A 22,211-nucleotide genomic window follows, 5' to 3' on the forward strand; every position below is an offset into this window, starting at 1 on the left:
ATCATCCGCTGACGCAGAGGGCTTATCTGGGCCATCTGGGGTTCTCCTGTCTGGAAGGTTGGCTCAACACCAAATCTTCTCAGACAGGGACCTCCTCAGGCCAGACCCGCGCATCAGCTACCGCGGCAGCGGTTTAGTTCAATCCTTTTTACCCATTATGCCCGCCCGCACACGGAATTCCTGACAGTCCCATGTCGAAAGCCATCGCCGGTAAACCTTTCGCCACGCCGCCCCACGCCCATGCTTGCGCCCGTGACGCAGCAGAAATCCTTGAAGACGTTGGCGCGCTCGCGTCCCCACCTGTCGCACGACGTTGCGCAGCCGGATCAGGTCGCGCATAGCTTCATGATCGGCGTCGGGCACCCAGACGGGGGTCAACTCTCCGGCCCGATTGAAGCGGGCGAGCATGGTGGCGTCGCGACGGTTCGTTTTCACCCGATCGCCAGGCTTTTCGCGGATTCAGCGATGGCGCCACCACGTCGCACCGATGGCCGAGGCGCGTGAGTTGGCGATGAACACGGGCTGGCCTCATAGCAAAACGCCAGCCGCTTGCCGGACCGCCCCAGACGATCGCACAGCTTGCTGATGGCATCAGCATCATTGGCAATCTCGCCGAGATATTCCACCGCGCCGGCGCGGCCGCTCTCCGCCACCGCGATCCGTTCCTTGTGAATATCCAAACCGACAAATCTGATATGGTCCATATGGCCAGGTCTCCTATGCACGAGGCTCTGCGCCGGCCAGCCGGCTTAACCCTCGTACCGTTGCATATCGAATGAGGGGCCGCCCCAGGGCCAGCAATCATAGCGACTAGACTCACCTCAGAGTTAGAAGGCCTGCCGTTGCTGATGGAGTGCTCCGGACAGCACTCCCTGCCGACATCATTTCATTTTTTTTGCCATGGGTAGGGCTCTTTGTGGCTACCGCTGCAAGCGTATGGCTGAGGCTGCCTGAGTTTGCCGAAGAAAAGCCGGCTCGGTTCACGACCTCTCGGTGCGCGTGGTCAGGCGCGTGAACGCCGTCAAGAGCTGGCTGAATTTTCCGCTTCCGCCGAACCCGATTGCCAATGCTATACCTTGCGCGGTCTTATTAGTCCGCCCTGAACAATGGCCAAGCCATTGACGCGGCAGTGCCGCAGCGACGGGAGGAAGTATCCGGTTTGGCGGCGGAAGCAGCGATAGCCAGCAGGATGAGCGCACGCCAAAGCCAGTGTGGCGAGGATGAGGCGCAGATTGTGGCCGGCGGCCACGACAGCGCATTGATGGCATCGCCAGCATGCCCGAGAAGGAAGTTCAGGTCCAGCCGCCCGTCGGTCTTCATGTGGCCGATGGTGGCCTCGATGGGCCGATCGTCGCTTCAACTCCCGCTTCATGGTGGCGGTCAGCCCACGCTTGCTGCCGGCGATCATCACCGAACCCGAACCGGCATATTCATGGCCGCGACAGCCCTTGTCGACGTAGATGCGGTCCGGCTCGACGCCGCTAATCTGCGCGGCCTGATCGACCGTCGCTGCGAGCGTGTGGCCGTCATACGGATTGCCCTCGAAGGATTTGGCGGCCAGCACGAGGCCTTCGCGGTTGGTTGTTGCGATCCCGACCTTGCGGCCGAACTCGTAGGGCACGCGGGCTTTGCCTTTCGAGATGCAGACCACCTCGGGCGCATGCATCGAATAGAGCTTGTTCTTGTCCTTCGGCCTCTGGGCCAGCAGCCGCTCGACCAGCCCATGCAGCCGAGCGAACCTGGCCTCGAGTTCACCATTGCCGGCGATCTTGCGGCTGATGTCGCGGAACACCCGACCGAGATAGGTGCGAAGGCGCTTCAGTTCGCGCCGCATCCGTCGGAACTGCCGGGCGTGGGCATAGCGGCCGGCGCGTACCGCCGCGGCCTTGGCCAGCCGAGCGTGGCTCTGCCTGAGCACGACACCATACCGCTTCGCCTGGCGCGCCAGGATCTGGATCGCCTTCAGGTAAAGCTGGCTGTCGGAAGGATGAGCGATCGCTTTCGGCTGCACCGTCGTATCGACGGTGATCCGCTCCAGCGAATTCGGCTACGAGCGCCGCCTCGACGCTCGCCTTCAGCATTTCTTCCAGGCCCTCTGGTCCGATCCGCTTGCGCCAACGTGTCATCGTGCTGGCGTCGATCGGCGCCTCCTGCTGGAAAAACTCGAAGCCGCTAAAATACTGCCAGTACGCATTCTCCACCCACCGTTCCACCACCTCTTCGTCCGATGCGCCACCATCAATCGCGTCGGCTTGGCCGGCCTGCCGACCGGGCGGTAGAAGCGGTCGAACGCCTCATCAAACCGGGCCCACGGCATCAACCCCGACAGCCGCACCAGCGGGTGCCTCATGTTGAGGATCGCATCCAGGCGCTCGCGGAAAAGATCATTCTTGTCACGTGATGGACCAGATGGAGGCATCGATAAAACACCGGGAAAGGAACGCATCGGATTCGATTTCCCGCATTCTCCGATACTTCAAACCCCTTGGGAATCCATGTCCTACAAGGCTTGCAGATGTTTTCCAGCGCGACTTATTAGCTCGCTGGGGTCAACGCTGAATGCCTCCGCCAGTCGTCCAAGCACACTGACGCTTGCTGAGACGCGGGCACGCTCGATCGAGCCCACATAGCGTGCTAAGGTCCGCGCGTGCTGCCAACTCTTCCTGCGTCAGATCCTGTTCATGGCTGCAAACGACGCATGTTGATCGCCATGACTTCTTTGAGATCCACGAGCGAGATAGGGGCTGAAAAGGAATTATCGTTCTAGGAATGATCGTTCCTATTCTTTATAGTTGGGCTGTTGGTGGACCGGGAACTGTCGGTTTCCCTTAATTGGTGAACTGGTTCCTTATTCGGTGAACTGGTGCGTCGATGACTGAACTGGATATACCCGTTGAGCTTCCGGGGTATTGGCCTAATCGGCCCGAAGCTGCGATTTTGGCCAACCTGCGGAACAGTCCGAGAACTTCACGGCTTGTTCTCCTTGGCTTGGAGGAGCATGGCGACATTCTCGGCGGCAAATTTGAACCCTCTGCGGTCGGGAATTCGCTCAGCAGAGATCGGGTAGCGTGGCCGCTTTGGATCGATGCCGGTGATCCGGAACCGTTCGCTTCCGGTGAGGAACTCGCGTCCGAAGTCTGGAGGGGCCAATCCGAAGTGCTCTGCCAAGAACTCGAACCTGTCTTTTTCGAGATTGAATGCGGTGCAGTCGGAAGAGGGAATGCTAACGCGGAACACGGGCTCGAAGGAGACGCCGGTATCGGTGCCGCGCCATCCGGCGCCCTCGATGACCAGGCCGTGGACCTCAGCAATCTTCTGGCAGACCTCGAGCATGCGGGTCTGGATCTCTTCGCATGTCGCTGGCGTCAGACGGGTATGAGCCCGCCCTTCGTCATTTTGCCTTTCCTCACCTGATAGACAGTACCGCGTGAGACGCCGAGATCGCGGGCGATTTATGTAGGGCCATGACCCTGTTTAAGCCCTTGCTGGATCGCGTCGCGGTCGATTTTCGGCGGCCGGCCCTTGTATGTGCCGCGCTTCTTGGCGGCAGCGATTCCCTCCGCCTGGCGCTCGCGCCGCAGATTGTCGGGTTGTCGAGTCGGCGACCCGGAGCGGTTCGGCCTGGCCCGTGCTGCACCCGCCATTCAAGTCGTTGAATAACAGGCAGAACAGCTCTTGCCGATGCTCATTGCGCGCAGTTGGCACGAATTTTGACACTCTCGCAGGGAGGCGAGGAGCTACCGACCGATATTCATATCGCGGGCGCCATCCCGATCGATGGAACGAAGGGAGGAAGCAACATGTCAGGTCTGCGTCAGATCGTATTCTACGGGAAAAGAGATATGGGCAAATCCATAATCTCCCAACATACGCTCAAGACTGTTGTCGATCTCGGGCGGAAAATCCATATCGTCGGCCGCAATCCCAAGGCTTGGTCCACCCGCCCGTCCTCGAACGCGCAGGAACCCTGCATCTCGCCTGCAGGATCGCACAGACCGCTCGGTTGCGGTTTTCTCGCTGTGACAATTCTACCCGCGACCGTGATTGACCGGGCATCGGTGGGCAGGTCGCCTTGTGCACGACCGATCGCCTTCCGTTATCGCAGCATCGATTTTAATGCACGCGCGCATGTCGCGGCGGGGCCAGCCATCCATGAGCACCAACTGTCGACAGGAGATTTTGCCATGCCCGACGCCCACCCGTTTTCAACCTCGCCGGTGCTGCTCGGCGGCGAGAACCGGTCCGGTACAACCTTGCTGAGCGTGGTGCTCGACTCTCATCCCGACTTGGTAGTCGGGCCGGAGATCACTTTCCTGGAACCGCAGAACCTCGGGCCGCACATCCTGGACGCGGCCGACCTTCTCGCAGCCCGCCTCCACTGCATCACCGGCATCACCGAAAGCGTGGCGCAATCATTCTTCAATCCGTTCTGGTACGACGGGGTCCACTTCGTGGTGCAGTGCCTGAGGTTCGGCCTGGAGCTCGACGACCTGCGCGAGCTGGTCACAAAGGTGATGGGCGAGACGAGCAACGATATCAGGTCGTTCGCCGACCGATGCCGACTGATCAACGAGATCGGCGAGTTCCGCAGGGCGCGCACCGGAGCCCGGCGGTGGGGAATGAAACTGCAGCGCGAGATCATACAGATCGACACCTACGCTCGGCTGTGGCCGCGGGCTCATTTCGTGCACATCGTGCGGGACGGGCGGGACCTGGCCGCCTCGCACCTCAAAACTGTGCCGGATTGGGGTTACCGGACCGTCACCGAAGCTGCGCGCGGCTGGCTCGAAGTGGTGTCCCGGCCGTATCGGGTCGCGCCGCCGGACCGCTATCTTGAGGTGCGTTACGAGGATCTGGTCAGCCAGCCCAGGTCCACCCTGGCCCGAATCCTGGATCACCTTGACCTGCTCTGGGACGAGGCCTTGCTGCGGCACGCCGAACACGAGCACACACTGTTCGAACGCCCTTACGGCCACCCGTCGGCTGAGTCTGCCGGCAAACCGCTGCACGGCGGCCGGCTGGCTCGCTACGCCGAGGATCTGACGCGGGCGCAGATTCTGGAATTCGAGCAGATTGCAGGCAGTGAACTGGCCCGTTTGGGCTATTGTCGGTCCCGACCTCGGCAATCAAAGCGTGAGCGGTAGCGAGGTTTCCGCCGCTCGCCAACTGCCACGCGGATACGTAGCGCTGCTCGTCTGGGACATCGTGTCGACCCTGGTCTCCGAGGTGACCGTTCTGGCGCTGCCGCTGTCCGCGATCCCCCTTTTTAGGCACGGGGCCAGCGCAGACTGGCCTGCTTCTGGCCTGCGGCCGGGGCCCCGTACCTGATATTCTGATCGTGGACCGGCGCATCCTGCTGACTGCCAATTCGGTGATGGCGGCCACGCTCGCGACCATTCCGCTGCTCACCGGCCCCAGGCAACTCGGGATGGTCCAGCTATTGGGATGGCCGCGGTAAACGCCGATGTGGCCTGTCTGGCGTACGTGCCCACGCTGGTGCAGCTCAGCCGGTCCAGCGCGGCGGCGGCCGAACCATTCCTGGCCGGCTGGCTGGTCAGCGCCTTCACCGCGCTAATCGTAATCCTGGCCGACTCGGCCTCGTTCCTCTTCGCGGTCGCGCGTTGTTGCCGCAATTCGTTCATGTCGTTGCCACCGCTGGGCGCTCCTCGGCCAAGACCGGGGAGGCGCATCAGGTTATAAGTAGACGGCTGACGACGGCTGTAGCGATAGCGTTCGGATCGCGCTCAATGTAGTACATCCGTCCACATAATCTGCAGCGTGGGCTTCAACTCGCTATGCACATAGGCCCAGTCCGGCTCAACACTGCGGACGTGCCCTGTCGAGACCGGAAGAAGGGTTTGATCAAGGCTCAATCAGCAGCCCGACACCAAGACAAGAGGATCGGCATGCCGGCGGCTTCGACGTCGGTCGCAATCATGGCGCCGGTGTCGAGCCGGATTGCTGTCGCCGAGCCGTTCATAGTCGGCAATTTGTCCAAAGCAAGCGCGTAGTTCTTGCCGGCAACGCTGAAGTAGCGAAGCGATCCTTCGGCCCGCACACTTCCGCCCTCAGGTGTATCCGCCAACAGCTCAGCCAGGCGCTGGAGGACGGCGCCGGCGGGGCGCACGTCGCAAAGCGAATTCAACAAGCCGCTACGCAGAACGTAACCACGATCGAAATCGACGAAGGTATCTATCACGACGTCCAGCACTGCCCGATGGGCCCAACCAGCAAGCGTTGCCTCAGCAATCCGCCGTGCGTTTTCTTCAGGCGTGCCTGCATCCTTGGCAAAGCTGGCGCCAGCTAGCCGCAGATGCGCCAGCGCGCGCTTGCCGTTCTTGTGCGCCGCAGCGGCGATTGTTTCCAGTGTAGCCCAGAGCGGTGCGGTCGGTTCGACGGTGAAGCAGAGACCTGCGATGCCCGCTGGGATCGCGGCGAACGCCTCGTCTACTTCTTCGACGGGAAAGCCATGCCGAGGGAGGTGCGAATAAAGGCTAAGGCCATCGCCCTTGCCTTCGCTGTGCGCTGAGGCGCGCAACTTGGAAAGCATGACCGGCGCGCCAATCGAGTGAGAGAATGCAGCAAGTAGGGGTGAGGTCTCGGCGAATGCCTCGGACGGAAGAATAACTTCCACGCCGGAGAGGATCGGCGCTACAGCGGCCAAGCGGTCACCGACTTCTGTTGTCGGCACGCCGATACCGTAGACGGTGAAGGTATGGCCAAAGGCGGCGAAATCCGACATCCGCGCAGCCGCTCGCTCGTCGATTACATCCTGCATCGGAACGCGAAGATGGCGAAGGCCAAGCGACTGCAGGCGCATCGCAAGATGGTCATTGCGGACGTATTTACGGCTCAGTTCATCCACAACGCCGTCTGGAACGATCGGCAGGGCGCGTGCCCATTCCTGTCGGAGGTCAACCCCGACCGGAGCAGTGCGGCGACGTGGATGCAGCATGGATACTGTCATCTGCTGATCGGCGATCTCGGGATCCGTTCCACCATTGGTATTGACCCAGTGAACAGTGTGTCCCTTCTCGAATACCTCCACGAGCATGAAGCCAAGGCGGCTCACATGGTTTCGCCCATTCTCCTCATCGATTGGTGGCACAGGAAATAGCTGGCTGTAGTCGTTACGCACAAAGGAGATTGCCGGCAGGACATGGATATCCGTATTGCCAAACCTGTTCATGAAGATGTTGTGGACGTGCCCTGTGAAGAGGGCTTCCACCGGGCGGTCACGCAGCATGGCGAGGAGGCGGGAGCGGCCGGGATTTGCGATATTGTCGTAATGCTCCGGCTCATCGGTGTCGGTGAGATATGGTGGATAATGCATGAACAGGAAGCTACGACGGTCGCGGGGAATGTTCGTATCCAGCCAGTTCCATTGCTCCTCCTCTGCGTCCATACCGCTATTGATGAGGGTTGCATCCGCCATCACGAAGCGGATGCCATGATGCTCGAAGCAATGCCGGTCAGGGCCTAACGCATCCGTATAGAATGTACGCGTCTCCTTGCTGACCGGCGGAGCGACGAGCCAAGCGCTTGGCTTGTCCCCGATGTCGTGGTTGCCCGGCACCCACCGGATAGGGACTTCCAGGTCGCCAACCATTTTGCGGAAATTCGCTGCGGCGCTTGCAAAGCTGACCTGCCCTGGAAGCGGGTGCACCATGTCGCCCAGATGTAGCACGAAGTCAGGCTTCAGGGTACGGACCTTTGCGAAAGCCGCTGCCGCACGGGCATTTGCGAGCACACCGCTCGGATAGGGATAGGGAGAACTCCCCTCCCCATTCACATGCGTGTCCGTGATGACAACAAAGCGAAGCAGAGGACGCTCGCGGGGTGAGATGGTTTTCATGATCAGGCTTCTGTCTTGGGTCTTGGGGAACAAAGAACGGTCTCAAAGTTCATCACGCCGCGTGCGTGACCAGCAGCATTGATCATGTCGGTCTCGGAGGCGAGTTTGCACGTGACATTTAGAACTCCTCGACACCGGAGCGCCCGGCGGCCGCTTCATAAACATAGCAGCACAAGGAGCACCGCAGTCGATCGATCGGTCGTCCCGGCAGGGTGTGACGATCGCGGTGTAGATGTGCTCGAAGCTGCATCGCCGGCCCTTCAACTCGCCTTGAGGCGAATGCGGCCCGATCCGGCGGAGCGGACTGGCAGGTGGGCTTTCGCCTCGACGTCGGCCGCCCCAGCGCGGACCCACTGCTGCGAAGCGTCGGTGATGGGCTGGTAGTCCCAGGCGGGGCGCCGACCGTGGGTATAAGCGTCTCTGACAAGCCGACGGTTGTTTTGGTCTGCAATTACAGCCGCCTTGATCGCATCCGCGTGCCATCTTCCGGCTGCTTCAGCTTCGAAGGTAGCCAAGGTAGCCGCTGAAAAATCGCCCGAATGTGCAAGGTTCGTCAGTTCAGCCGGGTCGTGGAGAAGATTGAATAGAACGGCCGGATCTCCCTCACTGAACAGACATTTGTAACGGGCGTCCCGCAACATAAAGACGGGTTCCAGGACGCCTTCTGCCAAGTACTCTGCCGCAACCGTCCGGAGCATCATTTGATTTCCCGACGCAGCAGACCAAAGGCTTTCGCCGTCCTTCTGGAGAATATCGGCGTCAGTCCCTCCCGCGATCTCGACAAACGTCGGAAGTAGATCAAGGAGAGATACAGGGGCGTGGACGTCATGCCGTGAAAGGCCAGGGCCGGACATGATCAAGGGCACACGTAACGCCCACTCAAAGAAGCATTTCTTGTACCAGAGCCCCCGCTCACCCATCATGTCGCCGTGGTCCGAGGCAAACACGATGATTGTGTCGTCCAACTGCCCCGACCGCTCCAGGGCTCTTCTCAGGGCACCGAGCTTCGCGTCGATATAGCTGATCGAAGAGTAGTAGCCATGGCGCGCGCGGCGGATCTGCGACGCGCTTAACTCCACCTTGTCGATGGAATAGTGGCTGAGAATCCGACGGGTGTGGGGGTCGAGTTCATTGTCCGGTTGGCGCCCGACCGACGGCAGATCGATCCGATCCTCCTCATAAAGGTTCCAGAACTCGGGCTGGGCGTCATAGGGATCGTGCGGTGAGGTAAAGGAGACGGTTAGCATAAAGGGCTGCTTGCTCTCGTCCCGTGCCCGGTCATAGATCCAGCGAATTGCCTGAAATTCGACGTCGTCGTCATAGTCGATCTGGAGCGATCGCTCGCACGGCGCCGTCTCCACGACTTTTGTGAAGTCCGCCTGGAAGCCTAGCGTCGCTCCGGGCTCCGACCAGTTGGGCGTCCAACTGAAATCCGAAGGATAGATGTCAGTCGTCAGCCGCTCCTCGTAACCGTGGAGTTGGTCCGGTCCGGCGAAATGCATCTTGCCGGACAGGCATGTCCGGTACCCGAGGAGCCGCAGGTAATGCGCAAAGGTCGGGATCGAGGCCGGGAACTCGACCGCATTATCGTAGGCACCAATCGCCGAGGGCAGTCGGCCAGACATCATGGAGAGTCGCGACGGCCCGCAGAGCGGTGAGTTGCAGTAGGCGTTGCGAAAGACCACGCCCCCTTCAGCGAGAGCACTCATGTTCGGGGCATGGACGATGGGGTGACCGTAGACCGGAGTCGCCAGCGCACTCATCTGGTCCGCCATGACGAATAGAATGTTGGGCTGTCCGGTCATTGCGCCCCTTTCTCCTTATCAACGCTTCGCTGGTGACTTCGCGTAGCGCGCCATTTTTGGGGTCGGACAGCTTAGTATGCGTTTTGTGAACACAACCCACGGCGCCCGCTTCATAAACATAGCATCCACAAGTGGGCCGCCCTGTACGAATCACCCTCAACAAACGCAGGAAATGAGCGTTATTTTCCGAAAATGCGCGTAGATGCAGCGACACGCACGCGGTTAAGGGCGTGAAGCCGGACGTGCTCAGTGCCGTCATTGCTTGATGACGTCAGAACAAGAGCTGCTCGAAATCATACGCTAAGATCGAACGGAACGTGAACTGACGCCTCTGACGCGCATGATGGTCTGTCGGCTAGACTAAATGTTCGCCCTGGGACCGGGCGACCCGTCTCGCAGTATGCAGGTATCGAGGGTTGCGTGAGTTATCCTCGCACAGAGCCTCATGCATAGGAGACGGGCCGTGGAAGAGACTATCACATATGTCGGATTGGATGTTCACAAAGCGACGATTTCGGTCGCGCTTGCCGATGGCGGCAAGCGTGGTGACGTGCGCACGTTTGGCCAGATCGCAAACACGCCAACGGCCTTGGCTCGCATGCTGGCGAAGCTTTCGCAGTCAGGGCGAACGCTGAAGTTTTGCTATAAGCGGGACCGTGCGGCTATGGCATTCAGCGACAGCTGTCTGCCGCAGGTCATGACTGCGTCGTCGTCGCTCCCTCTTTGATCCCTGAAAAGCCAGGCGATCGCGTCAAGACAGACCGTCGGGATGCCAGCAATCTGGCAAGGCTTCATCGTGCTGGGGAACTGAGTGCGGTTTGGATAAGCGCACCCTTGTCATTGCTCTCCTTGATGATCGCCACCAGCTTTTCCTTGCCGACAATCGGAAAGATGACATCGCAAATGCGACCGACCGGATCATCAATCGATGCTGTGGCAATATCGACGAGCAGCCGTTCCTTGCCATAGACCCGTTCAACATCTTTGGCGATATCGCCCACCACCTTCCTTTTGGACCGGGTTCCGATCTTGTGCACCGTTTCCACAAGCAGTTCGACCATTGCGTCCGTGATCGCCGTTTCCCGCGCCATCAGATACACCGCATAAACCGCGAGTTGGCGAGCCTCCATGTGACGGCGCATCTCCGACGCCTTTTCGCCGGAAACGCGGCGGACGACAGGTTCAATCCACGCCGGGTTAATGTTCGAGAGAAAATTCCGGGGAAGAGCGAGCTTTCGGATGAACGCCAGCCGCACGGTGACATCCAGAATGTTGTCCAGCGTTGCCCGACCTGCATCGGCTTTCATCGCATTGAAGCCCGCCGGTCCTTCCGCGTCAGCCAGGGAGCTTTCCATCGCTGCAACAGTCTCAGGCGGAAGCGCGGCGCTCACCTCATGAAGCCAACCGTCCAGATATTGCTGGCGTTGCGAGCGAACCAGCCGTTCCAGTTCCTTGGCCGAAGGACCATAGATATTGCGATCCCGGCACCAGAGGAACCCCGCCTCAAGCATAGCGCTGACGGGCTGTCCGGACGGGCAAAGTTCGTCGGCAATCCAGAAAGACAGCGCTTCCCGGTCCACCCGCTTCATAGCGGCGAAATCCGAGATATTGTAAAATCTCGGCGCAATGCCGACGGGCAGTTCTCCCGCCGAAATCATAGCCGGACAGTTCGTCGGCTCGGACGCCGATCTGCTCGGCCAGGTATTCGGCAGCATCGTTCGGGACCAATGTGCCGTTGTCAGCGAAAAAACCGCGTGCGCTGAGGAACTTCAACTGCGTTGCCAGACCCAACCTCGTTACCGCCGGTTTGGAATTGATGAAATCAATGTCGGCAAAGCTCAGGCTCCATTGGCCGACCAAATCCGGACTCGAAATACCCGCACTCACTGCAACGCTCCTCAATTTGGAGCGCAATGTCACGAACCGGCGTTTACCTGGTCAATCCCACAAGCGATGTTCCCACAACGTCCTTCGAGTTGGCCAAAATCCCAGCTTCGGGCCGACTGGGCCGTATTGGCGCGAAGCAAGCTGAGTGCAGAGGCAGCTGTCATCTTGATGTCGAAGCGTTGCATGATCTCATATTGGACCTGCTCGGCGCTCCATGCTCCGTGGCCCCGAGCACGCCCGCGTATGGTTGCAAGCCAAGCACCAATTTCGCGCTCCTGGTCTTCGGACAGGTCACGTCCCCGGACAGGTCGGGCGACCATGGCTTCGAGACCATGCTCCATGCCATTCTCAAGCCAGATGCGAATGGTGTCGGGGCGAAGCCTTTCCGTTGCGGCGACCACAGAGAGGTCTAGACCATCACGCAGCATCGCCAGTACCACGAGCTTTCTATGAAGACCGGAGTGGTGGATTCTCGCTCCGCGTCGGCGAAGATCGGCACCCGTTTCCGGAAGGGCCATCAACCAGTCGATTGCGCTTTTCCGGTTGTCGATGGATTTCCGTGTGATGCATCTGCAGAGCTTCCGCAGTTGCCGGAGAGGTTCGGCGGCGACGGGAGCAATACAGGCTACGGCATCGTCGATCGCAGGCGCCGCCATGATTGTCCAAAGTTTCTGCAAGTGCTCAGGCCACTGGCCAAAGAGCCATGCGAACAGAATGCTCATCCCATAGTTTGTCGCCCAATCGATACTCAGCCGCGCCTGCGCGCCGAGATCGAGGTCGTGGACAATCTTTTCGAACAGTCGTTCTCGCAAACGGCCAGCACGCTTCGCCCAGACAACGCCGAGCACGAGGTCAATCGTCACTACGACCGTCTCCCAATCCAGGACACCCATGCCCGGAAGCTCCCCCGTTCCCGCTGCCTTGATAGTCCAGCAGCCTGTCCTGCAGGCGCAACGGTGCCTCGCGCGCCGGCTCGCCAACATGTCCGGCGAGGTTCTGGCCGCAGCGCTGGCAGCAACCGACTTTCGGAATGATGCTCGAATCCAGGCTCGGCAGGAGCAGCTTCGCATGGCATGCCGGACAATGCGTGGAGAGCACAATCCGATGCCGCAGACACATGCTCGTCCAGCCGATCATCCACTCCTTTCGAATATAGGGCGTCTCATCCTCGGCAAGACAGGAGGGGCAAATCGCGATGGGGCGCATGCCGCGCGGTTGAATGCTGTTCCTGTTGAAGCGATGCGGCGCAAAACGCTCGTCGATTTCATCGTTGCGCGCGGTGGCCCACCCCCGGAAGGTCAAGCCTACGAGCATCTCAACTGCAACGGCCGTCCGTTTGCTGACCCTTTCAATCTGTGTCGTCGTCGGTCTTCGCCACCACCAGATCTCAACTTCGGGCCTTATGCCGAAGCCGTTCCTGATGAGGACGGCGGGTGGCAGGCCCATTCCCGCGGCAAGACGAAGCAACCACGACGACAAGGCTTCGTCGGGTGCTGGCGGAAGATATACCGGCATTTGCGGTTGGGCAGTTGCGCAGGTGAAGGTCTCAACATCGTAGATCGGCAGCCTAAAGCGCAACACGGCGTCGTCCGGAGGGCGCAATGAAGCCCGTCTCATCAATTGCCCGCACGGTGATCGCTTCAGTTCCGGAACGGACAGCCAGAACGGCCGCACGTGTCACGACCGTGACGATTTCGCCGAGGATTCCTTCGGAAGCGGAAAAGATCTTTCCAGCCAGCGCAGGGCTTGCCAGGCCCGATGGGCGCCGCAAAGGAAGCACAGCTTCCAGCGTGTTGAGCAGACGCAGATATGTCTCATCCTCGTTCCAGACAGGCAACGGGATCGGCTCGAAGCGGTTGGCCAGTTGGTCGTCGCTGCGTATCGCGCGCAAGGCTTCGGCCGTCCCAACCGCGACGAGTGGTATCTGCAATTCGTTGCCAAGCCACCGGAGGAGATTGAGAAGCCGCCGCTGCTGGCCGGGAGACCCGGACAGGAGGTTATGCAGTTCGTCGATCACAAGCAGGCGCACATTCGTCATGCGCATGAATCGCATTGCCGCGTCCTGCAGCATGGAGACTCGGTCGCGTGGCCCGTATGGCGCTCCCAACGCCTCGAGAATGGCGCCGAAGAACCGCGTCTCGTCCGGGCCCGCCGGCATCTGCACCCGAACGACCGGAACGCTAGCGATGCCGCCGTCTGACTCGGAAGCGGCGACGGGCCGATGGGATCGTCGGAACTTTTCGACGATCATCGTCTTGCCGTTGTGGTGGGGCCAACAAGCAGCAAATTCGGCATCCGGGTGCGCCGGGGGAACGCAAGCAGATCCTCGAAGGCCACCAAGGCGGATTCTGCCCGTGCGTACGCTATCCAGCGATCCATGCGGATACGACGGATGCGTGTTTCGGCATTCTCGTCGGCGAGCGCCCGTGCGGAATCGTGAAGATGGCTATAGTCATTGCTCATCACCACTCCTCGACGGGAACATACGCTCGTGCGGTTGCACCCCATCCGAAGGAGCTGGAACCGGAACGCCCGGAGCAGGGACGGGCGTTGCGCTGGAAGAACTCGTCTGTACCAGCCGCAATCGCCTTTCCTTGTGACGACGGGCCGTCTTGGTCGCGCGAACGGCTTCGTCTGCGATCTGGCGCATCGCTTCGATCGTCCGGAAGATCGCTGCTTCATCGACGTGCGATCTTCCCTCTTCGGGCAGCCGCTTCAAGGCAAGCCGATGCTCCCAAAGGCTGATCGCCGGCCTACCCAGATCACGATAAGTGAGGTCATAATACACCCCGTCGGGCGCCAGCAGGTAAATCCGGCTGAGGTCGCGCGGATCGTAGCGAACGATCATTTTCTCGGCATGGCCGATCCATGTTCTCAATACGTCGGACCAATAGCCGATCGAGTTGAGCCATACTCCCTCGCGTCTAACCAGGCGCAATTCCAGCGGCAGGAAGTCGATCAGGAAGCGCCGGGGGTCGGCAACCGCCATCGGCTCGCCGCGGCCAGGCGTCATATCATCGCCCGCGATGCCTTGTTCCCAAGCAGCCAGCGGGGTCATGTTGATCCCGCGATGCAGATCGCGGTGATAGACACCGACGATCGCATGGGCGAGCCATCGCTCGACTTCATCAAGCGTCATCGCTGCGGTCTTTTCCGGATCGAGGTCACCTTTTACCCGAATGTCGGAGAAGGTCGTTCCCGGCAGAAGATGGACCTTGCCCATCATCGTGCCAATCAGCCGCTCGATATGGCCGCCATAATGTGGCGTGCGCACCGGCCGATAATCGATGGCAATGTCGTATTGCTCGCATCCCCGTTTCAACGCTTCGGAACGGAATTCCTTTGCATTATCCAGATGAAGTCGCTCGGGAATGCCCCGTACCGGCCAGGGCGCGTTCACGTCACGCTCGGCAAGCCATCCTTCCTTCGGAAGAGCCGCATGGCTCAGGCAGAGCGCAACCGACGTTGCGGATGGCGGCTCCAGGGACAGGTGGAAGCCAGCAACGCAGCGTGTACACACATCGATCGCAAGGGTCAGCCAAGGACGCTGAATCGGCTCGCGCGTCTGACTGTCAACCACGATCACATCGACCAGAGTGTGGTCGATCTGGATCAACGAAAGCGGCCACAGCGCTTCGAGCGACCCGACCGCGGGATCTTACCGATCGCGCGCAGCTTTGCGACCGCGGCGACCCGTTACGACATCCTTCAACGGACGCATCTCGATCCTGTTGGAGATGGCCTTGCGTCCCGGCAAGACCAGGCCGAGGCGTCGGCAACGTATATGAACCTCATCCACCACGTCCCTGACCCTTGGTTGTTGCCGCGTGAGATAGAAGCTTCCCAGAACATCATCGATGACGTCGTCAACCTCGGGGGTGAGGCGCGACGATCCGCGTTTCGGGCCACGGCCTTGCGGCAGCATGGTCGTCAATCTCGGATCGAGCGCATACCGCTTGAGCAGCGCGTAGACATGCGTCGGCCCGAGACCGAGTTCCAACGCCGCTTTCCGCACATCGGCGCGAGTCCGCCCGGTCATCTCGGCCAATCGCCGGATGATCGGAAAGCGGCGGCGAGCTTCCGCCCATGCAGCCTCCGTGATCGTGCTCAGATCGGGAGCGCTCATGCTACCGACACCCGCGTGGTCATTCGGATCGGTGACGACAGATCGACCCGCAGCAATCCATGGGCGATCATACGCCAGATCAGAGCCGTGGATGCCTCCTGGCTCAACGACAGGGCCGCGATTAACTTTGCCAGTGTCGGAGTGCCCAGTTCCGATACGGCCGCAAGGGCTTCCTTCGCCAGAACATCATCAACAGGATCGCGCCGAAGCGGCAAGAACCGCCTGGCGGCTTCCAGTCTCCAACCTCGGATTCCTCGTTCCGTGGCAATCCGGAACCGGCTGTTCCGTTCAAACGCCCAGTCGCGGCCTGCCGCAAATGCAGGACGAAGCCGAGGCCAATCTTTTCGCAGATCGGCTCTGTATTTGATCTCGATGAGTTCCGAACGACCATCGCTCCATTCGACGAAATAGTCCGGGGTATACCGGCGGCGTCTTCCGGCAGCCCCAAATCGGATCGTGACCGGCTGCGATATAATTCGGGCGCCATCGTCGAGAAAGCGCGTCAGTGTGACGAAGTCCCGCTCCAGCGCGCTCTCGTGGTGTGCCAGCCCGTTCTCAACACGCTGGAAACCTACCACATGCGAACGTCGACTCGGCGGGATGCGACGCAATCCCATCTCCATTTGGCTTGCGACTCAGTACACTGATTACGCACAATCTCGCGTCAGTTCACAATTAAGGAGCGGGCGCACGCAGCCAAAATCCCCGGAAAGATTCATTTCCGGGGATTCGCCGATTCACGAATTAAAGAAAACCGACAGGAACCGACTGAACGCCACCATCTGCTCGAGATCAGACAGGCAGAGAGCGCGCATGAAGCCCAAGATTGCCGACGAAGTCCCTGGTCGGAAAGTCTCACGAGCTATGACAAGGAGCATTTCATGATCTACCTGCAGATCCTCGACGCCTGTGCCGACAAGGCGATCACGTCGCTTCTCGACCGGCTCGGCAAGACCACTGGTCGACAGATCGGATGGACGCAGTCACGTGTCTGCACTTTCCGCAACCAACTCGATATCGCCGTCTACAAAAAGGACGAACGAGCCGGACGCGGCGAACATACCTGCAGGAAACGGCTGCAAAGCTCAGACTACGGCCAATGAGCGTGCTGCATATGATCCGCGCCGGTCATCTGAAGGCAGAGCAGTATTCCAAGGGCACGCGATGGATCATCAACCATGAAGATATCAAGCGACTCGATATTCCGCGCCAGTCCGGAACGGATGGGTAAGGCCCAATGTCACAATCAAAAGATCAACAGATCCTGCTTTTTAATAACATAGCGGTGTGCATTATGTCCTGGGTTCGGGAACACCGGTGAACTGCCGCCCGCCAACTCGGGAATAGTGCCGCCGAGGCCGAAACTGGCCATTGCCGTTGTGAAGCTGCTCGCGCCGACCGAGCCTGCGACTTGGTTTCTCACCGAACTGCTCCTCAATGAACTTGGCCAACGCAAGAGGCGTTTCATCCGGACGAGGATGGCACCGCCGTTGGTGGCGATGGCGACGACTTTGCTACGGCCAGCGTCCTCGCTCATTTGCTGGCGCTCTCCACGACGATGGTTTGCGTGTTCTCGTCATCGTCATGGCATGCTTTTCTCCATGCTGTCCTGCACTGCGCTGATGCTATCGCGAATGATTGACAGACCACGCCGCAGGTCAGCCTCTGCAATGGTAAGAGCAACAAAGAACTTGAGCACCTCGTTCCGTCCGCCACAGGTCTCGATCACCAAGCCGCGACGAAGTGCTTCCCGTGAGATTTGAACCGGCAATGAATGGTGCTTTTGAAATACTAGCCCGTACATCAATCCTCGACCCCGTACGCTTAAGTCCAAATTGGGGAAATCGTGTGCAATGGACTTGAGTTCCGTAGCCAGGATGCAGGACTTGCGAGCGATTTCGTCCTCAAATTTGGCGTCGGCCCAGTATGTGTCCAGAGCCGCCCGAGCCGTAACGAAAGCAAGGTTGTTACCTCTGAACGTGCCGCTATGCGCGCCAGGCGACCAAACATCCAGCTCAGGCTTCAGAAGAACGAGAGACATCGGCGTTCCAATCGCCGACAAGGACTTTGACAAAGTAACGATGTCCGGCACGATCCCAGCCGCTTCAAAACTGAAAAATTTGCCTGTGCGACCGACACCCGCCTGAATGTCATCGAGGATCATTAAAATCCCGTGTCGCGAGGTCAAATCACGCAGCCGCTGGAGCCATTCAAAACTGGCAGGATTGATGCCCCCTTCGCCTTGGACTGCTTCCAGAATGACCGCGGCAGGTTTGTCTAGACCGCTGCTCGGATCATTGAGCAGCTTCTCAAGGTAGGAGAGTGTGTCCACTGAAGGGCCGAGATAACCATCGTAGGGCAAAGATGTCACGTTCCCGAGGGGGTAGCCTGCGGCAGTGCGAAACTTTTTGTTTCCGGTTGCGGCCAACGATCCAGCGCTGACACCGTGAAACGAATTGGCAAACGCGACGATGTTTGACTTGGTTGTGACTATGCGAGCCAGCTTCAGTGCCGCCTCCACCGCGTTCGTACCCGTGGGACCTGTGAATTGCAATTTGTAAGTCAGACCACGTGGCTTCAGAATATACCGCTCAAAGGCCTCGATGAATGCCTTCTTGGCGCTGGTAGCGAGGTCGAGCCCGTGCACGATTCCGTCGCGTTCTATGTAATCCAGCAACGGTTGCTTGAAGGCCGGGTTATTATGCCCGTAATTGAGGGCACCTGCCCCCGCGAAGAAGTCGAGGTATTCACGACCGTCTACATCTATCAGAGTAGTACCAACCGCGCGATCGAAAAGGATCGGAAAGGAACGGATGTAGCCACGTACTTCGGACTCGACGCGCTCGAAAATCGCGATGCTCCCATCGTTCGAAGGCGAGAACTTCTTGTTCATAGTGGAAACCTCCTTGTTCATAGGGCGAACTCTTTTCGGATAGATAGCCTGCAGCCGTGTGAGGGGCAGACCGATGGGTGCTCGCTTGGTGGATGCTCATCGTCAGCTAGACATGGACCGGGTCAACAAATAGAGGAGTGGAACCAAAACAATGTAGGACCTGATCTTCTAGAATGCGAGTTTGTTGTGTTAAAGATATAGGATTTTCTGTAACAGTTTTGTTTCCGGCGCGTGGAATTTACTTGAAATTAAAGTGGCGGCGATTGTACGCTGATGTTGCTGGAGTCGCACACCTAAGAGCCTGAATAAAAAAGGTTTTTGATACCGTGTTCTCGCGAGCCTGCGGGTGAGCAGACGAATGTAGGAGACGCATATCCAGGCTTCGGCAGAAGCGATGGATTTCTATAGTCCTTGGCCAGCCTGCGGCATCGCCCCCAGACAGGCGGAAGTTCAACACGTCTTCGCCGACGGTGGCTGTGCCGGAAGCTTAAGGACGCAATGCAAGATCGGCACGTCTACCCTTGAGATCGTCAATCGGACGGATAGAGCTGTGGCGGAAACTGGGTGATGACGGTTTGAGGAGCGCGGCGTATCGAGGCGGGTGATGAAGCCTGCCAGAACCTCTCGAGAGAGCGATACGCCATGATTCACTGACGGATGTGCTTTGCACCGGGGCGCGCAAATTGCTAGCGCAGGCGATCGAGATCGAGGCCGAGACGTTTCTTGCCGAGATGCGGGATCTCAAGCTTGCCGATGGCCGTGACCGGATTGTCCGCCATGGTCACGGCCCGGAGCCGAGCATCCAGACGGGCATCGGTCCGGTGCCAGTCAGCCGGGTGAAGATCCGGGATCGCGGCGCGAATGGCGAGGTTGATCGGGTCCGGTTCGCCTCATCGATCCTACCGGAATGGGCGAGTCGGACGCGAAGCCTGGATGCGCTGCTTCCCGTTCTCTACCTGCGCGGTGGCGTCAGTCGGCATACGCGCGACTCCTATTCCCTGAGCTTCCAGTTGCTCTTCATGTTCGCCGCAAAGCGGCTGAAGGTCTCGCCATCGGCGCTGACGCTGGAGCAACTCGACGCCGGCCTCATCAGCGACTTCCTGGAGTATCTCGAGGATAAGCGCAAAAACGCGCCGGTGACGCGCAATGTCAGGCTGGCAGCCATCAAGTCCTTCTTCCGCTTCCTCGAATACAGGCAGCCGGCAGCCCTGGAGCATGTCCGCCGCGTCCTGGCCATCCCATTCAAGAAGACGGATCAGCGTCTGGTCCCCTATCTCCTGCGCGAGGAGCTGCAAGCGGTGCTCGACGGCGCCGATCAGGACCAGCATGCATTCGGCTTGGTCTTCCATCCGCGCCTGCAGGTAGACCCCGTCCGCCCACACATTGGAGCGGCGGGCCGAAAGATCGCGCTTTTGCCAACGCTCGTAATCGGCGTTCCACTGTTGTTTCGACGGGCGATTTTCAGGAAGCGCTAAGCGCGCTTGTGGGCAAGGACGAGCCGAACCTTTCACCCTCGGTGATCACGCGGCTGACGGCAGGGCGTCATGATTGCCTCCCTTCGGTAATGAACTCTTCACCGGCCGCGGCGACGTCGCGCATGAGGTCGGCGGTGGCCTCCAGATACCAGTAGGTCGCATAGATGTTGACGTGACCCCATGTAGGTCGCAAGCGCCGCCATATGCGCGCCGCTTCGGCTTCGATCCGTCGGACTGCCTTGCAGCGCGCGCGCCGCAAACGTGTGCCGCTAATTCCGGGTTCGGAATTAACGGCATAACTCCGAGTGCCGGATTATTCGGAGTGGCGGCCGGGAGGCCAAAGAGTGCGGGCGATCTGTGGCTGTTGGGTCGGCATAATCAGAGGCTCTTCAGGAATGCAAGGAGATGGTCGTCGGGCTTGTAGCGCCCCAACCGGATGTCCGCCGTGTCGGTCCTCGCCAGAGCTTGCTCCTTGAGCCTCATGTCGGCCTGAAGATAGATGGCGGTGGTTTCGACGGACTCGTGGCCCAGCCACAGACCCGCGATGTCGACTTTGGCATAGATCTGTGTCGTGTTCGGCTGGCTGTGGCGGAGAAGTTGACCGATTTCAACGAGCGAGGCGCCGCGGCGCAGCAGATCGGTGGCGAGTGAGTGACGCAACAGGTGCGCACCCTTGAACGCCGGCGTCAGACCGGCGCGCTTGAGCGCACGATGGACAATGCAGCAAATAGTCGACGGGCTGACAAAACTCCGTCTGGGCGCCTTTATGCGAATGAAGACGCGGCGTGTTGAGCAAGCAGGCCGATCCTGCCGCAGATAGTCGACCAAGGCGGCACCGACATCCGCCGGCAGTGGCAGCCGCGCCAGCCGTTGACCCTTGCCATGCACGACGATCTCGCCGCAATCCCAGTCGAGGTCGTCCCGGGTCAAGGCTGAGACTTCGCTAGTCCCTGCGGCCGGCCGGTGTTCTCCTGTCGCAAGACTCAAGGAGCCGTTCGACCTGTTCGGCAGGCAGCGCCTTCGGCAGGTGTGCCAAGCGCCAGCCGGCGATCCCAGGTACCGCGACAGCGAGATCGGTGGCAAGCAACCCGCGTTGCTGGAGGAAGCGCAGAACGAACGCAGCGCGGTGACCGCCAACTTGGCGCGGCCGGGCGAACCGGCCTGAGCTCGCCGCACGATGAACCGATGAACGTCGCCCACTCGCAGGCGGTCAAAATCCGGATCGTTGTCGCCAAACTGTTCGTCCAGGAACCCACGAACAATCGGCAGATAGTTCATCAATGTCGATGCCGAGAGACCACGCTCGGTGCGCAGGAATTCCCCAAATGCGTCGATCAGCTTACCCTTGGCGCTCGTATCGACCTCTGGCAGCGGCACCGGCACGCCGCCCGTGTCGCGCAGATATCGGAGCAACTGCCGAAGGGTCCAGGCATCGCCACGCCTCGGGCGCTGACCAAGTTCCGTCAGAAATCGATCTGCGTCCTCTTCCCCGAGCAAGCTCAGCGGAACATCCTGCCTCTCCACCCAAGCACTGAAACCGGCCAGGAGCTTAATCAGTCGTTTTGGCGTATCCCTGGCGATCGAACAAAGCCTCGTAACCATCCAGGTGGCTAGCCAATCGGCCTCTCCAGCGATCTTTGGCTAGCGCCTCATTCAGATCAATCATCGTCTGTCTCCCTATAGCGCGGGAAAGTCCACGCTCAGAAAGAGCAGCCGAATAATGCCGAGCAATCAACGGCCGACGCTGATCCAATTACTTGTATTCATGAGAAAATTATGCCGCGGCGATGGCGTCACTCGGAACAATCCGGCACTCGGAGTTATGGCGCAAATCGTGCAGACGCGGGCGGCGCTTCGCCGCCGGTACGATACCCGCCGTGCCGACCAGCCTGTCGAAGGTCTCTTTGGCAGCAATGTAGCGCAGAGGCAGACCACGCGCGTCAACGAGTGGACTTGCGTTTGCCCGCGCTCGGTCGCAAAGGCGGCAAAGCTCCTGAGCAAGTATTCCGCATTCAGCATTGCGAATCCAGTGGCACGGCGGAGCGCCAGATAAGTCTCGATGGCCTTCAACATCAGAGAACCTCCGGCGGCATCGTGTTGCTCCAATTGGCGGCGGAATCCAGAGCTAGGCCCGATTGCGTGACACGGCTCGGTCAATCGAGCCTGGTCA

17 protein-coding genes and 6 pseudogenes are annotated in these 22,211 nt (G+C 59.8%); 6 read left to right on the forward strand and 17 right to left on the reverse strand.

Annotation, left to right across the window (positions count from 1 at the left end):
- Positions 1-431 precede the first annotated feature (431 nt).
- From NKJ01_RS33180 to NKJ01_RS33195, 4 genes and pseudogenes are all read right to left on the reverse strand, one after another.
- Complete coding sequence (locus tag NKJ01_RS33180; RefSeq protein WP_352734596.1) at positions 432-704, reverse strand: hypothetical protein; 273 nt, start codon at positions 702-704, stop codon at positions 432-434.
- Between the two features lie 385 nt (positions 705-1,089).
- Positions 1,090-2,419: pseudogene (locus NKJ01_RS33185) on the reverse strand (IS5 family transposase).
- An 81-nt stretch (positions 2,420-2,500) separates the two neighbouring features.
- Positions 2,501-2,730: pseudogene (locus NKJ01_RS33190) on the reverse strand (helix-turn-helix domain-containing protein).
- Positions 2,731-2,967: 237 nt separating this feature from the next.
- On the reverse strand, positions 2,968-3,369 hold the full coding sequence (locus tag NKJ01_RS33195; protein ID WP_502905944.1) for a hypothetical protein: 402 nt from the start codon (positions 3,367-3,369) through the stop codon (positions 2,968-2,970).
- A gap of 431 nt (positions 3,370-3,800) precedes the next feature.
- Here NKJ01_RS33195 and NKJ01_RS33205 point away from each other — a divergent pair, with 431 nt between their 5' ends.
- Positions 3,801-5,144 (forward strand): sulfotransferase family protein, encoded by a 1,344-nt coding sequence (locus NKJ01_RS33205; protein WP_502905943.1) that lies wholly within the window; start codon positions 3,801-3,803, stop codon positions 5,142-5,144.
- Between the two features lie 725 nt (positions 5,145-5,869).
- On the opposite strand, the gene NKJ01_RS33210 is transcribed toward NKJ01_RS33205, so the two are convergent.
- The gene (locus NKJ01_RS33210) at positions 5,870-7,855 is read right to left on the reverse strand and encodes a metallophosphoesterase family protein (protein WP_352734600.1); all 1,986 of its coding nucleotides are present in this window, start codon (positions 7,853-7,855) and stop codon (positions 5,870-5,872) included.
- A 260-nt stretch (positions 7,856-8,115) separates the two neighbouring features.
- Positions 8,116-9,660 (reverse strand): choline-sulfatase, encoded by a 1,545-nt coding sequence (betC, locus tag NKJ01_RS33215; protein WP_352734602.1) that lies wholly within the window; start codon positions 9,658-9,660, stop codon positions 8,116-8,118.
- Positions 9,661-10,123: 463 nt separating this feature from the next.
- Here betC and NKJ01_RS33220 point away from each other — a divergent pair.
- Positions 10,124-10,494, forward strand: a pseudogene (locus NKJ01_RS33220) (IS110 family transposase); the annotation flags it as partial.
- On the opposite strand, the pseudogene NKJ01_RS33225 reads toward NKJ01_RS33220, so the two are convergent.
- The 7 genes and pseudogenes from NKJ01_RS33225 to NKJ01_RS33260 form a co-directional block, all read right to left on the reverse strand.
- Positions 10,485-11,547, reverse strand: a pseudogene (locus tag NKJ01_RS33225) (DUF4158 domain-containing protein); the annotation flags it as partial. The pseudogenes NKJ01_RS33220 and NKJ01_RS33225 sit on opposite strands and share 10 nt — an antisense overlap.
- Positions 11,548-11,576: 29 nt before the next feature.
- Positions 11,577-12,440: a hypothetical protein gene (locus NKJ01_RS33235; RefSeq protein WP_352734608.1), complete on the reverse strand. Its 864-nt coding sequence runs from the start codon at positions 12,438-12,440 to the stop codon at positions 11,577-11,579.
- Positions 12,400-13,125, reverse strand: coding sequence for a TniQ family protein (locus tag NKJ01_RS33240; RefSeq protein ID WP_352734610.1), 726 nt, complete (start codon positions 13,123-13,125; stop codon positions 12,400-12,402). Before NKJ01_RS33240 ends, NKJ01_RS33235 begins: the two co-directional genes overlap by 41 nt.
- A pseudogene (locus NKJ01_RS33245) lies at positions 13,115-14,055 on the reverse strand (TniB family NTP-binding protein). Before NKJ01_RS33245 ends, NKJ01_RS33240 begins: the two are co-directional and overlap by 11 nt.
- Entirely contained in the window at positions 14,000-15,163 is a 1,164-nt protein-coding gene (locus NKJ01_RS33250) for a TnsB C-terminal domain-containing protein (protein ID WP_352734612.1), read from the reverse strand. The pseudogene NKJ01_RS33245 and the gene NKJ01_RS33250 overlap by 56 nt, the downstream one beginning before the upstream one ends.
- 42 nt (positions 15,164-15,205) lie before the next feature.
- On the reverse strand, positions 15,206-15,673 hold the full coding sequence (locus NKJ01_RS33255) for a hypothetical protein (protein ID WP_352734614.1): 468 nt from the start codon (positions 15,671-15,673) through the stop codon (positions 15,206-15,208).
- A complete protein-coding gene (locus tag NKJ01_RS33260; protein ID WP_352734616.1) occupies positions 15,670-16,284 on the reverse strand; it encodes a TnsA endonuclease N-terminal domain-containing protein in 615 nt (204 codons plus the stop codon). The genes NKJ01_RS33255 and NKJ01_RS33260 overlap by 4 nt, the downstream gene beginning before the upstream one ends.
- Before the next feature lie 270 nt (positions 16,285-16,554).
- Between NKJ01_RS33260 and NKJ01_RS33265 the strand changes: the two genes are divergently transcribed.
- Both NKJ01_RS33265 and NKJ01_RS33270 read left to right on the forward strand, forming a co-directional pair.
- A complete protein-coding gene (locus NKJ01_RS33265; RefSeq protein WP_352734618.1) occupies positions 16,555-16,776 on the forward strand; it encodes a hypothetical protein in 222 nt (73 codons plus the stop codon).
- The gene (locus NKJ01_RS33270) at positions 16,773-16,904 is read left to right on the forward strand and encodes a hypothetical protein (protein WP_352734619.1); all 132 of its coding nucleotides are present in this window, start codon (positions 16,773-16,775) and stop codon (positions 16,902-16,904) included. The genes NKJ01_RS33265 and NKJ01_RS33270 overlap by 4 nt, the downstream gene beginning before the upstream one ends.
- Positions 16,905-16,919: 15 nt before the next feature.
- Here NKJ01_RS33270 and NKJ01_RS33275 read toward each other — a convergent pair whose 3' ends face one another.
- The 3 genes and pseudogenes from NKJ01_RS33275 to NKJ01_RS33285 all read right to left on the reverse strand — a co-directional run.
- Positions 16,920-17,210 (reverse strand): hypothetical protein, encoded by a 291-nt coding sequence (locus NKJ01_RS33275; protein WP_352734621.1) that lies wholly within the window; start codon positions 17,208-17,210, stop codon positions 16,920-16,922.
- A gap of 45 nt (positions 17,211-17,255) precedes the next feature.
- Positions 17,256-18,566: a diaminobutyrate--2-oxoglutarate transaminase gene (gene ectB / locus NKJ01_RS33280; RefSeq protein ID WP_352734623.1), complete on the reverse strand. Its 1,311-nt coding sequence runs from the start codon at positions 18,564-18,566 to the stop codon at positions 17,256-17,258.
- A gap of 318 nt (positions 18,567-18,884) precedes the next feature.
- Positions 18,885-19,033 (reverse strand): annotated as a pseudogene (locus NKJ01_RS33285) (IS5/IS1182 family transposase); the annotation flags it as partial.
- A gap of 144 nt (positions 19,034-19,177) precedes the next feature.
- Here NKJ01_RS33285 and NKJ01_RS33290 point away from each other — a divergent pair.
- The gene (locus NKJ01_RS33290) at positions 19,178-20,041 is read left to right on the forward strand and encodes a site-specific integrase (RefSeq protein ID WP_352734631.1); all 864 of its coding nucleotides are present in this window, start codon (positions 19,178-19,180) and stop codon (positions 20,039-20,041) included.
- A 378-nt stretch (positions 20,042-20,419) separates the two neighbouring features.
- Here NKJ01_RS33290 and NKJ01_RS33295 read toward each other — a convergent pair whose 3' ends face one another.
- Positions 20,420-21,454: a tyrosine-type recombinase/integrase gene (locus tag NKJ01_RS33295; RefSeq protein WP_352734625.1), complete on the reverse strand. Its 1,035-nt coding sequence runs from the start codon at positions 21,452-21,454 to the stop codon at positions 20,420-20,422.
- 540 nt (positions 21,455-21,994) lie between these two features.
- On the opposite strand from NKJ01_RS33295, the gene NKJ01_RS33300 reads away from it, so the two are divergent.
- The coding region (locus tag NKJ01_RS33300; protein ID WP_352734627.1) for a hypothetical protein at positions 21,995-22,211 on the forward strand (217 nt) is incomplete at its 3' end.

This window comes from Mesorhizobium sp. M0276 (genome assembly GCF_040321755.1).
Taxonomy (GTDB): domain Bacteria; phylum Pseudomonadota; class Alphaproteobacteria; order Rhizobiales; family Rhizobiaceae; genus Mesorhizobium.